Genomic DNA, 16045 nt, shown 5'->3' with positions numbered 1-16045 from the left:
TCAATTCGACTGATCGTATGCCACTACGCTCTCTTCCTCACCAGAGTGTAAATGACAACCATTATCTATCAACCATTCCTCGTCATAAGTTTCAATATCAAAATATTTTTCATATTTATCCACATTATCACAAAGTGAAAGTGCTCTGATCTTATTCATAATCAAACCTGTACCAGCAGGAATTAATCTTCCTACTATAACATTTTCTTTTAATCCACTTAAAGGATCACTCTTCCCGCAGAATGCTGCTTCTGTAAGTACTTTTGTTGTCTCTTGGAAAGAGGCAGCAGAAATAAAGGAGCTAGTTTCAAGACTTGCCCTAGTAATCCCCTGCAGAATAGGAAGATAATGAGTAGGCCGTTTGCCAGAGTTACTCATAGCATCATTTTCCCTATCAACTTCCAGCTTGTCAATGCTTTCGCCAACCAAGTACATAGTATCACCAGGATCAGTAATTTCCACTTTTTGTAGCATTTGTTTTAAGATCACCTCTAAATGCTTATTGTCTATACGAACACCCTGCAATCTATAAACTTGCTGTATTTCAGAAATCATATAGTGCGCTAAAGCTTCTAACCCAAGCACACGTAAAATATCATGGAGATCAGGGTCACCATCCATCAATAGATCACCTTTACGTACAAAATCACCTTCATTGACTATTACATGCTTACTTCTTGATACCAAATATTCAACTGGAGAAATTTGTTCATCTACAGGTTTAATTAATATACTGCGTTTTCCTCTACGGTCTTTTTCAGAAAACGCTACATAGCCATCTATCTCACTAACAATAGCATGCTCTTTAGGACGACGTGCTTCAAATAACTCTATAACCCTCGGTAAACCACCAGTAATATCACGAGTTTTAACTGACTCTCTTGGTGTTCTTGTAATAACATCACCTGCATGAACCTTCTGGCCATCTTGTACATTGAGCACTGCACCGATTGGTATAAAATAACATGCTTCAACGCCACTTGCGAGTGTCATTACTTTACCATTATCGTCAAGCAGCACAATACGAGGACGTAAATTAGCTCCACCAGAATGCAATTTCCAGTCTTTTACTACTTTGCTTGATATTCCTGTAGATTCATCCATCACTTCAGTGATCGAAATTCCATCTTTTAAGTCCTGATAAGACACTGTACCAGTCTTCTCCGTGATAATAGGCAATGTATAAGGATCCCATTCCGCAACTTTATCGCCAATTTTTACTGACCCACTCTCATCTACATAAAGCTTAGCGCCGTAAGGTACACTGTGCTTCAACTTCTCACTACCAAGGCTATCAATTAACACGACTTCACAGGAACGGCTTATCACAATTTTATTTCCGTTTCTATCTATAATTATATTACTATTGTTTAACTTTATTTTAGCATTAATAGAAGCTATAATATTCGAGGATTCAACCCCTCTAGTCATTACTCCACCTATATGAAAAGTACGCATCGTTAACTGAGTACCTGGCTCTCCAACAGATTGAGCAGCTATAACACCAACTGCTTCACCTATTGAAACAATTTTACCAGTTGCAAGGTCTCTTCCATAACATAAAGAACATACACCAGGACTTATTTCACAAGTTAAAGGCGATCTAATTTTTACAACATCAAGACCTGCAATGCTGATTTGCTTTACTTTATCCTCATCAATTAATTCCCCTGCTTTTACTAATAATTCTTTTGTCACTGGGTTATATATATCATTTGCAGATGTTCTACCCAGCACAACACTCTCTAGAGATGCAACTATAGTACTTCCTTCAACTGTAGCTCTCACAACAAGACCATTTTTTGTTTTACAGTCATGCTTTGTAACTATGCAATTTTGAGATACATCAACTAAACGACGAGTTAAGTATCCAGAGTTTGCAGTTTTAAGTGCAGTGTCAGCTAAACCTTTACGCGCACCGTGAGTAGAATTAAAGTATTCAAATACGTTCAATCCTTCACGGAAATTAGAAATTATAGGTGTTTCTATAATCTCACCAGAAGGTTTGGTCATGAGCCCTCGCATTCCTGCTAGCTGTTTCATCTGTGAAGTAGAACCCCTTGCACCAGAGTTAACCATCATATACACTGAGTTGTACTTACTATTTCCATCATATATAGATATTGCTTTTAACATATCATTAGCTATCATATCCGTACACTTAGACCATTCATCTATAACCTTGTTATACCTCTCACTTCTAGTTATTAGCCCATCTTGATATTGCATAGAGAATTTCTTAATTTCACCCCTCGCGTGATCAACATGTGTAGCTTTAGTTTCAGGTATAACCATATCACAACGACCAAAAGAGACACCAGAAAATGTGGCATACTCAAAGCCAAGTACCATTAATTTATCAGAAAATGCCACTGTAGCACTTTGACCACAGTTACGATATACCAAATCAACTATACCAGTTATTTCCTTGACTGTTAATATCTGATTTATTAGATCGAAGCCTAGATTCTCATGCTTAGGAAAAATTTGCCATAATATTAAACGGCCAGGAGTTGTACAAACAGTTTTATAGTGAGTTTCACCGCTGCTATTAATATACTCCATCCTACACTTTATACTAGAATGAATATGTAAAGTACCATCACTCAAGGAATGCTCAACTTCACAAAAAGCACCAAAAGATGGTAAATTATCTTCCTTAGGTTCTTGTAAAGTCAGATAATATATACCAAGTACTATATCTTTACTAGGAACTATAATCGGTCTGCCATTAGAAGGACTTAAAACGTTATTAGTGGACATCATCAACACCCTAGCTTCAAGCTGAGCTTCCAATGAAATTGGCACATGCACTGCCATTTGATCACCATCAAAATCAGCATTAAACGCCGTACAGACAAGCGGATGAAGCTGTATTGCTTTGCCTTCAATAAGGATTGGCTCAAAAGCCTGAATACCAAGTCTATGTAGCGTAGGCGCTCTATTCAACAAAACAGGATGCTCTTTTATTACCTCTTCAAGCATATCCCAAACTTCTGGTTTTTCTGCTCTTATCAACTTACTAGCAAACTTAATAGTTGGAGCCATACCATACATCTTAAGCTTTGAGTAAACAAAAGGTTTGAATAGTTCAAGAGCCATTCTTTTTGGTAATCCACACTGATTTAGTTTCAAAGTTGGACCAACAACTATTACAGAACGTCCAGAGTAGTCTACCCTTTTTCCTAAGAGGTTCTGGCGAAAACGACCCTGTTTTCCTTTTAACATATCACTAATGGACTTTTTATATCCAACAGCACCAGCTTTATTTACCAAAGTATTACGACGACTATTATCAAAAAGAGAATCAACTGCTTCTTGTAACATCCTTTTTTCATTACGAATCATAATCTCAGGAGGATTTAAGCTCAACAATTTCCTCAACCTGTTATTTCTATTAATAATAGTCCTATAATGATGATTTAGATCAGAAACTGCAGGACGACCACTCTCAAGCGATACCAAAGGACGCAAATCAGGTGGTAAAATAGGTATAGTTGTAAGTATCATCCACTCAGGCCTATTTCCAGATTTAATGAAGTTTTCAACAATACGCAATCTCTTTATAATTTTCTTTCTTCTTATCTCAGAAGCAACAGATTCTAATTCTAGTCTTAAATCCTTCCTAATTTCATGTAAATCAAGGCGCGTTAGCAACTCTCTTATAGCTTCAACACCTTGCATAGCTACAAAACTATCGACCCCATAGCTATCTTTAGCTTCATTATAAGCTTTTTCACTAATAATCTCACCTTTTTCAAAAGGCGAAACAAGAGGATCTATTACGATATAATTATCGCTATATAAAATATTCTCAATATCTCTGAGAGACATATCCAATAATGCTCCAATTCTTGAAGGAAGCGATTTCAAAAACCATATATGAGCAACAGGAGATGCAAGCTCTATATGACCCATCCTTTCTCTTCTTACTTTAGAAGATGTAACTTCTACTCCGCATTTTTCGCATATGCGACCTCTGTGTCTTCTTTTTTTGTATTTTCCACATAAACATTCATCGTCATTGACAGGGCCAAAAACCTTAGGGCAAAATAATCCACCTTTCTCAACTTTGAACGTACGATAATTTGCAGTTGAAACATCTTCTATCTCACCACAAGATATACGCTTAATACTTTCAGGGCTAGCAATCGATATGCTAACCTCATTAAAAGGTTGTGCAATGTTAGTGTGAGATATATCTTCAATCACTACATCATTTTGCTTTAAATCTACATTTAAACATAAAGAACGTAGTTCTTTTATCATCACATTAAAGGATTCAGGAATTCCACATTCAAAATTACTGTCACCTTTTATTATCGATTCATAAATCTTAACTCTACCATTAATATCATCAGACTTCACAGTTAACATTTCCTGCAAAGTATAAGCAGCACCATAGGCTTGTAATGCCCAACATTCCATTTCACCAAAACGCTGACCACCAAAATGAGATTTTCCTCCAAGAGGTTGTTGAGTAACCAAACTATAAGGCCCTACTGAACGCGCATGAATTTTACCATCAACCAAGTGGTGCAACTTAAGCATGTACATGTAACCAACTGTAACCTTGCGGTCGAATTTTTCACCACTGCAACCGTCATATAATACAGCTTGTCCAGAGTTATCTAAACCAGCAAGTTCAAATAATTTTGCTATTTGTTCATCTTTTGGACCCTCAAATACAGGTGCAGCAACAGGAACGCCATCACGTAATTTGCGTGCAAATTCAATGAGATTATTATCACTAATATTACGAATATCATTACAGATAGATACGTTACTGCCATAGCTATAAACCTCAATCAGGAAGTTACGTAAATTGCTGTATGAACTTTTACAAGAGTTCAAATAGTTCTCTACTAACTCATTCAACTCGTCATTTAGTGCATTCTTATTAGGTGTATTTAAAACAGAAGCCGTTATTTCATCATCATCAATATTTTCAATTTTTTTATTATCAAGGTATGCTACTGTAAATTGTGTAAAATTATCATCGTTAAGGGACCTAATTCCCTTGCAAAAAGCACTTTTGATCTTATTGATCTCATCGAGAATATTACTTACCTTTTCCCCTAATTTTCTACAAGCCCAACCTACATGCGTTTCCAGTATTTGCCCTACATTCATTCGTGAAGGAACACCAAGAGGGTTAAGAATAATATCAACAGGAGTACCATCTTCCAAATAAGGCATATCTTCCACTGGCACAACTCGAGAAATCACACCTTTATTTCCATGTCTACCAGCCATTTTATCCCCTGGTTGCAGACTATGTTTCACAGCAATGAAAACTTTTACTGACATCGACACACCTTGAGGCAGGTCATAACCTTCATGTAATTTTTCTACTTTTCGCTTAAACTGTGCTATTGCATGTGATACTTTTTCATCAAAATCTTTTTTTAAGCTCTTAACTTGCTCAGAAATGGATTGGTTTTTTAATCCTATATCCCACCATTGCTCACGTTCAATAGGGTCAAATTTTTCTCGATCTTGAGAACCAGAATTAATAAGAAGTTTCTTCAGTTCATCATAGAAATATTCACTAGTAACATTGATTATATAATCTCGCTCTTCCTCAAAGTCATTTATCTCTTTTTGTTTGATGAGTAATGCCCTTTCATTTTCTTCAACCCCCCTGCGTGTAAAGACTTGTACATCAATTACTGTCCCTTCAACATCTGGAGATGTATATAAAGAGGAATCCGCACAATCGAATGACTTTTCACCAAAAATTGTCATTAATAACTTCGTTTCAGGAGGCAATGAAAGAGAAGGTTTAGGTGTAACTTTACCTACCAGAATATAGCCTGGACCAACTCTTGTACCAATTTTCACTATACCACTATCATCCAAGTGATATAGATTTTCTTCATTAACACCAGGTATAGCACGAGTTATTTTTTCTGATCCTAAAGGGGTATCATGTACAACACAGTCAAATTCTTCTATATGAATAGAAGTAAAGAGATCTTTTTTAACAACTTCACTAGAAATAATAATAGAGTCTTCAAAATTATAACCTTGCCAAGACATAAAAGCGACTAGCAAATTTTTACCAAGCGCCAACTCACCACTGTTAATTGCAGGACCATCAGCTATTACATCACCCTTTTTAACATAATCACCTACGCACACTAGCGGTCTTTGATTAATACAAGTATTATGGTTAGAACGCTGAAATTTCCTTAGATGATAAATATCTACGTCCAAGTAGTTAACCCTTTCTTTATCAAAAGCACGTATAACTATAGAGTTACTATCAGAACTATCAACTATGCCATCGCGTTTTGCTAAAACTACAGCACCAGAGCCAGAAGCTACAAAAGACTCCATACCAGTAGCAACCAGAGGAGCGGTAGGCTTCAATAAAGGTACGGCCTGACGTTGCATATTTGAGCCCATTAATGCTCTATTAGCATCATCATTTTCTAAAAATGGAATCAAGGAAGCTGCAACTGATATTACCTGCTTAGGAGATACGTCAATGTAACTAACTTGGTCGCTACTTACCATGACGAAGCTACCAGCATATCTACAGTATAGCATGTCATCAACAAAGCAATTATTTTCATCAAGCTTTACGCTAGTGTCAGCTATATGATGTGAGCCTTCGTCTATAGCAGAAAGATACTCAATTTGATCAGTAACAACCCTATTGACTACTTTTCTATAAGGGCTTTCAATGAAACCATATTTATTAATACGCGCGTATATAGCTAAGCTGTTGATTAACCCTATATTTTGCCCTTCAGGAGTCTCAATAGGGCAAATTCTTCCATAATGAGTTGGATGAACATCACGCACCTCAAATCCTGCCCGTTCTCTTGTTAAACCGCCAGGACCTAACGCGGATAACCTTCTTTTATGTGTTATTTCAGATAACGGATTAGTCTGATCCATAAATTGAGATAATTGAGAAGAATTGAAGAAATCTCTTAAGACATTAGTTAACACTTTTGGATTAATAAAATCAGATGGAGAAACCTTATCTAAACTAGAAGTGGACATAGAATCAACTATTGCGCGTTCCAATTTCAACAACCCAGTTCTAAATTGATTTTCTATAAACTCTCCAACTGATCTTACTCTTCTGTTTCCTAAATGATCAATATCATCTACAGATCCTTGACCGTCACGTAACAATACTATTTTTTTCACAATTTCAATAATATCTTCATGCGTTAAAACAGTTAAATGCTCATCATAATTTAATCCAAGGTAAGAGTTAAGCTTCAACCTACCAATGTTAGACAAATCATAATATTCCGGACTGAAGAAAAGATTACGGAAAAACTCTTCTACTATCTCTAAAACAGGAACTTCACCAGGACGCAAAACTCTATATATTTCATATAGTGCATCCTGATAAGACATGTTTTCATCTAAGAAAAGCGTATTTAATATATAAGGTCCAACAAACAAATTATCTATGTTCAACACTGATATTTCATCTACAGATAATAACTCAAGCTTCTTTATGTCTTCCAGCTTTATAGATTCACCAGCAGATAAAATTTTCGTAGAGCTAGCACTATCCATTAAATCTTCTGCGAGGAATAAACCACATATAGAATTAAAAGGAACCAGATACTCTTTCAATTCATTATCATATAGCTTTTTAGCTAGTCTTGAGGTAATACGAACGTTAGCTTTAAGCAGCACATTACCTTCAATATCCATTAAATCGAAAGGCAGCCTCACTCCTTTAAATTTATCAGGAACAAAAGGCACTTTCCAACCATCTTTATGTTTTACATACTTTATTTTCTCATAAAATCTATCGAGTATATCATTATTTGATAGACCCAACGCCTTTAATAAAACTGAAATTGGCAATTTTCTTTTTCTATCAACACGAAAATACAAATGGTCTTTAACATCAAATTCAATATCAAGCCAAGAACCCCTATAAGGAATAATTCTAGCAGAATAGATCAATTTACCAGAATTGTAAGTTTTTCCCTTATCGCTATCAAAAAATACACCAGGAGACCTATGCATTTGTGAGACGATAACTTTTTCCACACCATTAATGATGAAAGTGCCCTTATCAGTCATCATAGGCAACCCACAAAAGTGGACTTTCTGCTCTTCTATAGATTTTACAACGGTTGCAAGTTTAGAATGATCTCCACTCTCTTTAATCGATTTATATTCATCAAGAGAAATACCATCCTGCATAACAACAAGACGTATAGAAGCAATAACCTGAGCAGAAAAAGTTACACCACGCTTTATACACTCAGATTCATCATACTTAGGATCATCTACCCTACAACTTATAAACTCAATAGTAGCCCTACGCAAAGGATCATTTATTGGAAAGATTGTATGAAAGATAACTTCAAGTCTTTCATTACCCTTATTCTTAGGAGTAAAAGAATCATATGATTCTTTTTGAACCTTAACCAAATCCAATAAAGAATCTTTTAAATCAATCGACCTAGAATAAGAAACTCTAGGAACAAAAGCACCAGAAGCGTACATATAAGAAGAATCAACCATTAAAATACCCCAAACTAACTAAAAGAGCTATATCAATATAAAATTAATACATTAAATATTATTCAAGCTCCACTTTAGTTGCTCCTGCTTCAATAAGTTTTTGCTTGATTTTTTCTGCTTCGTCTTTAGGAACATTAGCAGTCAAATCTTTAGGTAAAGATTCAACCAACTCTTTTGCTTCTTTTAAACCCAATGTAGAATTAACCTCTCTCACAGCTTTAATAACTCCTATTTTTTTACTCGCATCAATTTCTTTAATCACAACTTTATACTCAGCTTTTTCTTGAGCAGCAGGAGCAGCAGCATTATCACCAATAGGCGCCCCAGCACCAACAGCTCCACCAAGAAAAGAACCAGCAGGCAACCCTATTTTCTCTTCTAAAACTTTTACAAGTTCAGAAGCCTCTAATAGGTTTAAAGATAATATTTTATCAACCAAATCACTTGTTACATTACTCATAATTACCACCTTACTTAACAACAAATTTATTTTTTAGAACTATAATAATCCAAAACTCTCATAAGCCTCATAGAAGATGAATTAATAGACAACGCTAACCGAGCAGGAATATCATAAGATATTAAACGCATAATTTTAACACGCAATTCATCCAGAGAAGGCAACTTAGCCAGTTTATTAACATCTTCCACTGTTAACAATTCATTTAAATGAGCTGCGCAAATCACAGACATTTTTTCTTTGTCAGCATTAGTAAAATCAACTATTAATTTTGCAGCTTCTACTATGCCACTAGAGTATATAATAGCAACAGGACCGGAAAATTTGCCTGATAAATAAGAGAATTTACCAGTCCTTTCCAAAGCCAAGCGCGCTAGAGTGTTTTTAACTACTAATACCCCACCTGCTATAGACTTCAGACTATTCCTCAGAGTTAATGAATCATTAGCATTTATAGATTTAAAATTTACTAATATCAAGAAATCATTATTTACAAATACATTTATTGTGCTCTGTATAAATTCATCCTTATCTTTACGCTTCACGGTATCACTCCCTTAAATTATATCTTCCACTTTGCCTATCTTATAAGCTTTACCCATAGTTGAATTTAAAAAAACACCCTTAAAGTAAATTCCTTTCGCAGAAATAGGTTTATTATCTTTAATTACTTTAAGAAAGGCTTTTAAATTTTCTAGCAAGTCATCAATATCAAATTTAATATTTCCTAATTTACCATGAATAACACCATTTTTATCTGTTCTAAATTTTACCTGACCAGACTTAATAGTTTTAATAGCTTCTGCAATGTTAGAAGTCACAGTACCAAATTTAGGGTTAGGCATCAGCCCTTTAGCACCCAATACTTTTGCAATAGGAGTGATTTTTGCCATAAAATCAGGAGTAGTAATGCACCAATCAACATCTAACTTTCTACCTTTTTTTATTTCTTCAACTAAATCCTCTTCTCCTGCAATATCAGCACCAGCTTTTTCAGCTTCTAATAAATGTTTATCTTGAGCGAAAACAGCTACTTTAATATTCTTCCCGATACCTTTAGGCAAAACTACTGTACCACGCACCTGCTCTTCAGATTTACGTGAATCTACGCCTAAATTGACCGCAATATCAACTGATTCATTAAATTTTGCTGAAGCAGACTCAACAATCTTCTTCAAACACTGCTTAGGATTATCATTATATGTATTCATTTACCTAACCTTCCACAACTTCTATACCCATAGATTTTGCAGTGCCTACAACCATTTTCACTGCTGAATCTTCATTATCCACTTTCATATCAACCATCTTGCACTTTGCTACTTTAATTATAGCAGAAATAGGTAATTTAGCCACTAATTCTTTACCAGGATTACCAGAACTTTTACTTAATTTAGCCTCCTGCTTAAGTAAATAAGCCACAGGCGGACCGCTGACAGTAAAATCATGAGAGCGATCATCCTTTATGGAAATTCGCACTGTTACTAAATCGCCTACTTTATAATTAGCGTTAGCAGCACTAGTAACTTTATTAAAAGCTTCACAAAACTTAGGAACAGGTATACCACGTGGACCAAGTACTGAAGCAATTTTCGGTCCTGGAACTGCTTTCCCAGCTTCCATAAGTAAGTTAATCTTAGCAACTATAACACTCATAATTAATCCTCTATTTTCTCTACTTGAGCCAGATCAAGCTCTATTATTGTCGGCTTACCTAAAATCGATACTTCCACATTAATAATTTTTTTCTCATCGTTTACCATATTTACCTTACCAGTAAAATTTTGAAAAAGACCATCATTAATTTTCACTTTTTCACCTTTTTCATAACCATAACCTAACTTCTTTGTCTCTTGAGCATTATAAAGTGCATTACACATTGAGTGAATCTCATCATCCAAAATCACCTTTGGAATATTACCGTTTTTCAAAAATTCATAAACCTTAAGAGATTTTGGTATATTATTGATAAAATTCAATACTTCATCGCATAAATTCACGTATAAAAAGACATAACCAGGAAAGCATTTCCTTCGTGTAGCAATTTTCTTAGATTTCAACTCTACTTCACTTAGCTCTTCATATGGAATAAAAACTTCCTTAAAGTAATCATTAACACCCAATCTCATAGAATTTTCCAATATATGTTGGCGCACTTTCTCTTCACAATTAGAAGCAACTCTCAAGATATACCATTTATACCTATTAAATTCTTTACACTTTAAACTTATCTCATCATCTAAAATCATCTCAAAATTACCAGATTCGCCACTGCAGAATCCAGGCGTTTGATTCAAAATATTTTTGCTTTCATCACACAGATGCATATATACATACACTTCACATAATTCTTTTATATCAGACTTTGAATTACATACCGTTTGATAAGGAATAAACACTTCCTTAAAATAAACAGCATTACTTACCAATTCGCGTATACCTTGCTCATATCCATAATCAACTTTAATGATATACCATTTATATTCACATTCCATAAATAATTCCAAATAAAGCCTTAATTACGTAAAGAGACATAAAATCCACAAAACAGAAGAAAATCGAAAAGCATAATATAACAATCATTACAACAAATAGAGATGACAACACCTCCTGTTTCTTTACCCAAGCAATTCTTCGTATTTCTTGCTTTATATCACAGAAAAAACCACACAAACTTTTTAACATTTCCACCACAACATTAATGCAGGAGCGATAGGAATTGAACCTACAACCTCTGGTTTTGGAGACCAGCGCTCTACCAATTGAGCTACACTCCTATAACTCAAACTCTCACTCCAAAATTTCAGAAACAACACCAGAACCAACAGTTCTACCGCCTTCTCTTATCGCAAAACGCAATCCCTTATCCATTGCTATCGGTACTTGCAATTCTACTTCTACACTCACATTATCTCCTGGCATTACCATCTCCTTCCCATCTAGCAATTTTATGCTCCCAGTTACATCCGTTGTCCTTAAATAAAACTGTGGCTGGTAATTCGCAAAAAATGGTGTATGCCTTCCTCCTTCCTCTTTCTTTAATATATAAACCTCCGCCTTAAACTTTCTATGCGGTGTTATCGTCCCCGGTTTCGCTAATACTTGCCCTCTCTCCACTTCTTCTCTTTTTGTTCCTCTTAACAATATTCCTACATTGAGTCCTGCACTTCCCTTATCCAGCAACTTCTTAAACATCTCAACACCTGTGCATATCGTCTTTTGCGTTGCTTTCAGACCTATTATCTCTATCTCTTCTCCCGTCTTTATCTCTCCCTTCTCTATTCTTCCTGTTACCACCGTTCCTCGCCCCGATATCGAAAATACATCTTCAATTGGCAATAAAAATGGTAAATCCACAGGCCTTGGTGGAACCGCTACATATTCATCTAACTTTTCCATCAATTTGTCTATTGATTTCTTTCCATATTCGCTGCTGTCATCCTCCAGCGCCTTGAGTGCTGAACCAACTATCACAGGCACTTCATCCCCTGGAAATCCGTATTTACTCAGCAATTCCCTCACTTCCATTTCTACTAAATCTATCATATCAGCATCAGCAACATCAGCTTTATTTATATACACCACGATATATCCAACACCTACCTGCTTCGCCAGCAATATATGCTCTCTCGTTTGTGGCATTGGCCCATCAACTCCCGACACTACCAATATCGCCGCATCCATCTGTGCTGCACCTACTATCATGTTCTTTACATAGTCAGCATGTCCAGGACAATCAACGTGTGCATAATGCCTTTTTTCCGTCTGATACTCAACATGCGCTGTTGCTATCGTTATCCCCCTCTTCCTTTCTTCTGGCGCTTTATCTATCTGATCGTACGCTACAAAATTTCCATAATGCTTCGTTATCGCCGCTGTTAACGTCGTCTTCCCATGATCCACATGTCCTATTGTTCCCACATTTACATGCGGCTTTCCAAATGCTTCCACTATTGCTGTCATAATTATTACCCTTAATTATACTTTAACTTTAACTCATCAACCACATATTGTGGCACTTGCTCATAACAAGAAAAATGCATACTATACTGCGCCCTTCCCTGAGACATAGAACGCAAAACGTTGATATAACCAAACATATTTGCAAGAGGTACCGAAGCAGTAATTATTTTACTATTATTACCTAAATCGAGCATATCAGCAACATTTCCTCTTCTACTATTTATATCACCCATAACATCACCCATATATTCTTCAGGAGTAATGATTTCAACTTTCATTATAGGCTCCAGCATTTTTGGACCAGCTTTATTTGCCATCTCTTTAAAAGCACCTTTAGCAGCAAGTTCAAAAGCTAAAGGACTAGAATCAACCTCATGAAAAGCACCATCAAGAAGGGTAGCCTTAAAATCAATCAACGGAAATCCCGAAATTATACCACCTTCTTTTATCAACTCCAAGCCATTTTCTACCCCAGGAATATACTCTTTTGGAATAGCACCACCTACAATTTTACTTTCAAATTGAAACCCAGAACCAGGCTCAAGAGGTTCAAATTTTATTTTAACCTTAGCAAACTGACCAGCTCCACCAGATTGTTTTTTATGAGTGTAATCAATTTCAACAGATTTAGTGATAGTTTCACGATATGCAACCTGAGGAGCACCGACGTTAGCCTCAACATTAAATTCGCGCTTCATTCTATCAACAATAATCTCAAGATGGAGCTCACCCATGCCTTTCAATATAGTCTGGCCACTTTCCGCATTTACTGACATTCTCAAAGAAGGATCTTCTGCAACCAACCTATTTAGAGCAATACCTAATTTTTCCTGATCTGAAGTGGTTTTAGGTTCCACAGCAATTTCAATAACAGGCTCAGGAAATTCCATACGCTCCAATAATATAGGAAAATCAACAGAACATAAAGTATCTCCGGTGGTTGTTTTCTTTAGCCCAACTAAAGCAACTATATCTCCAGCCCTAGCCTCAGTTATATCTTCTCGGTTATTTGCATGCATAAGTAACATTCTGCCAATCCCTTCAGTTTCGTTTTTTAACGCATTTGAAACGGTAGATTTAGACTTTAATTTACCAGAATAAATACGGATAAACGTCAAGCTGCCTACAAATTTATCCGTCATCACTTTAAATGCAAGAGCAACAAATTTCTCTTTTTCTGAAGGTTTGACCTCAATTTTCTTTTCTGAATCTTTAGGATCAATTCCAACAATTACATCAACATCAATAGGAGAAGGTAAAAAGTCAACCACACCATCTAAAAGTGGTTGTACGCCTTTATTTTTAAAAGCTGATCCACATAAGACAGGAACAAATTTTCCTTTAATGGCCCCATTTCTCACGCATTTTTTCAGTAAATCGACTGGCAGATCATTAGACTCAAAGTAAGTATTCATCGCTTCATCATCCATCTCAGCTGCAGCATCTAATAAAAGATTTCGATATTCTTGAGCCTTATCAAGCAAATCAGAAGGAATATCTTCATAAGAAAATTTAGCGCCCAACGTTTCTTCTTGCCATATAATTGCTTTCATAGAAATAAGGTCAATTATACCTTTGAAATCTTTCTCACTCCCTATTGGTAAATGAATAACTAAAGGTGCTGCACCAAGCTTCGTCTTTATCATATCAACACATCGATAAAAATTTGCCCCTATTCTATCCATCTTATTAACAAAGCAGATACGAGGAACGCTATATTTATCAGCTTGACGCCACACTGTCTCAGATTGAGGTTCAACTCCAGCAACTCCATCAAATACAGCAACTGCACCATCCAAAACCCTTAAAGATCTCTCAACTTCAATAGTGAAATCAACGTGACCAGGAGTGTCTATTATATTGACCCTATGATCATTCCAAAAACATGTTGTTGCAGCAGATGTGATTGTAATACCACGCTCTTTTTCCTGCTCCATCCAATCCATAGAAGCTGCACCATCGTGCACTTCACCAATTCTATTTTGCTTACCAGTATAAAATAAAATACGCTCTGTTGTGGTAGTCTTACCAGCATCTATGTGAGCCATTATCCCTATATTTCTGTATTTAGATATTCCAATTTCCATATCACAATTAATTAGCTAACATTAAAAACGAAGATGAGAAAATGCCTTATTAGCTTCAGCCATTTTATATTTTTCTTCGCACATCTTAAACGCACCACCGCGTTTATTATAAGCATCCAGTATTTCAGATTGCAAACAATCAACAGTGGTTTTTCCACTCTTTTTTCGAGCAGCAGAAGTTGCTTTAGCAATCCACCTTAACGCTAAAGAAACCGCTCTATCTTGTCGAACTTCAACAGGTACTTGATAAGTTGCACCACCAATGCGTCGAGAACGCACTTCTATAGAAGGAGTAACATTTCCTACTGCTGTCTCAAAAATTGATAACCCACCTTCGCCTATTTTCTTTTCAGCTAAAGACAAAGCGTCATAGATAATCTTTTCTGCAGTAGATTTTTTACCACATTTCATGATTGTATTAATGAAACGCATCAGCAAAACACTGCTGTAACGCGAATCAGGACTTATTTCTCTTTTTTTTGCTTTATTCCGACGAGCCATAAACTTTAACCAGATTTCTTTACACCATATTTTGAACGAGCTTTCTTTCGATTTTGCACACCACGCAGATCAAGGGCACCTCTTATTATGTGATAACGCACACCTGGCAAATCTTTAACCCGCCCACCACGTATCAAAACAACAGAGTGTTCTTGTAAATTATGACCTTCACCAGGTATATAAGCCGTCACTTCACCATACCCACTAATTTTTACTCTGGCTACTTTACGGAGTGCTGAGTTAGGCTTTCTAGGAGTTGTAGTATACACCTTAGTGCAAACACCTCTCCTTTGAGGGTTGCTTTCTCCCAAAGCTGGTACCTTTTTCTTATGGGTCAATCCTAATCTACCCTTACGTATTAATTGATTTATCGTAGGCATATGTTATAAACTCAAGCTCATTAAAATAACTAAGTTTTTAGTTATAAAATAATAAACCTCAATAGTCAATATAAAAATAAACATTACTACTCTAATAATTAAGCTCAACTGCCTTGAAAGCCATCAGTAGACTTCTTGCA

The 16045-nt window shown here is 35.9% G+C and carries 11 protein-coding genes and 1 tRNA gene; all 12 read right to left on the bottom strand.

Going from position 1 to position 16045, the window contains the following annotated elements; translation table 11 throughout:
* Positions 1 to 8514 carry a DNA-directed RNA polymerase subunit beta/beta' gene (locus OOK85_RS07620; RefSeq protein WP_264703193.1) on the bottom strand — a complete coding sequence of 2838 codons (8514 nt, stop codon included), beginning with the start codon at positions 8512 to 8514 and terminating at the stop codon, positions 1 to 3.
* Between the two features lie 58 nt (positions 8515 to 8572).
* The gene (gene rplL, locus OOK85_RS07615; RefSeq protein WP_007551887.1) at positions 8573 to 8974 is read right to left on the bottom strand and encodes a 50S ribosomal protein L7/L12; all 402 of its coding nucleotides are present in this window, start codon (positions 8972 to 8974) and stop codon (positions 8573 to 8575) included.
* A 26-nt stretch (positions 8975 to 9000) separates the two neighbouring features.
* Positions 9001 to 9519 carry a 50S ribosomal protein L10 gene (gene rplJ / locus OOK85_RS07610; RefSeq protein WP_264703190.1) on the bottom strand — a complete coding sequence of 173 codons (519 nt, stop codon included), beginning with the start codon at positions 9517 to 9519 and terminating at the stop codon, positions 9001 to 9003.
* A 12-nt stretch (positions 9520 to 9531) separates the two neighbouring features.
* Entirely contained in the window at positions 9532 to 10185 is a 654-nt protein-coding gene (gene rplA / locus OOK85_RS07605; protein ID WP_264703188.1) for a 50S ribosomal protein L1, read from the bottom strand.
* Positions 10186 to 10189: 4 nt separating this feature from the next.
* Positions 10190 to 10630: a 50S ribosomal protein L11 gene (locus OOK85_RS07600; protein WP_264703186.1), complete on the bottom strand. Its 441-nt coding sequence runs from the start codon at positions 10628 to 10630 to the stop codon at positions 10190 to 10192.
* Positions 10631 to 10632: 2 nt separating this feature from the next.
* A complete protein-coding gene (gene nusG / locus OOK85_RS07595; RefSeq protein WP_264703184.1) occupies positions 10633 to 11469 on the bottom strand; it encodes a transcription termination/antitermination protein NusG in 837 nt (278 codons plus the stop codon).
* Positions 11459 to 11659, bottom strand: a complete 201-nt coding sequence (gene secE, locus OOK85_RS07590) for a preprotein translocase subunit SecE (protein ID WP_022626186.1) — start codon at positions 11657 to 11659, stop codon at positions 11459 to 11461. Before secE ends, nusG begins: the two co-directional genes overlap by 11 nt.
* 19 nt (positions 11660 to 11678) lie before the next feature.
* A tRNA-Trp gene (locus tag OOK85_RS07585) sits at positions 11679 to 11751 on the bottom strand.
* Positions 11752 to 11764: 13 nt separating this feature from the next.
* The gene (tuf, locus tag OOK85_RS07580) at positions 11765 to 12937 is read right to left on the bottom strand and encodes an elongation factor Tu (protein ID WP_264703181.1); all 1173 of its coding nucleotides are present in this window, start codon (positions 12935 to 12937) and stop codon (positions 11765 to 11767) included.
* An 11-nt stretch (positions 12938 to 12948) separates the two neighbouring features.
* Complete coding sequence (fusA, locus tag OOK85_RS07575; RefSeq protein WP_264703179.1) at positions 12949 to 15024, bottom strand: elongation factor G; 2076 nt, start codon at positions 15022 to 15024, stop codon at positions 12949 to 12951.
* Between the two features lie 21 nt (positions 15025 to 15045).
* Positions 15046 to 15525: a 30S ribosomal protein S7 gene (gene rpsG, locus OOK85_RS07570; protein ID WP_264703177.1), complete on the bottom strand. Its 480-nt coding sequence runs from the start codon at positions 15523 to 15525 to the stop codon at positions 15046 to 15048.
* A gap of 5 nt (positions 15526 to 15530) precedes the next feature.
* Positions 15531 to 15905 (bottom strand): 30S ribosomal protein S12, encoded by a 375-nt coding sequence (gene rpsL / locus OOK85_RS07565; protein WP_006279787.1) that lies wholly within the window; start codon positions 15903 to 15905, stop codon positions 15531 to 15533.
* Positions 15906 to 16045: the final 140 nt, after the last annotated feature.

Origin of the sequence: Wolbachia endosymbiont (group A) of Volucella inflata (assembly GCF_947250665.1) — a bacterium.
GTDB lineage: Bacteria > Pseudomonadota > Alphaproteobacteria > Rickettsiales > Anaplasmataceae > Wolbachia > Wolbachia pipientis.
This window is presented reverse-complemented; position numbering and strand designations above follow the sequence as displayed.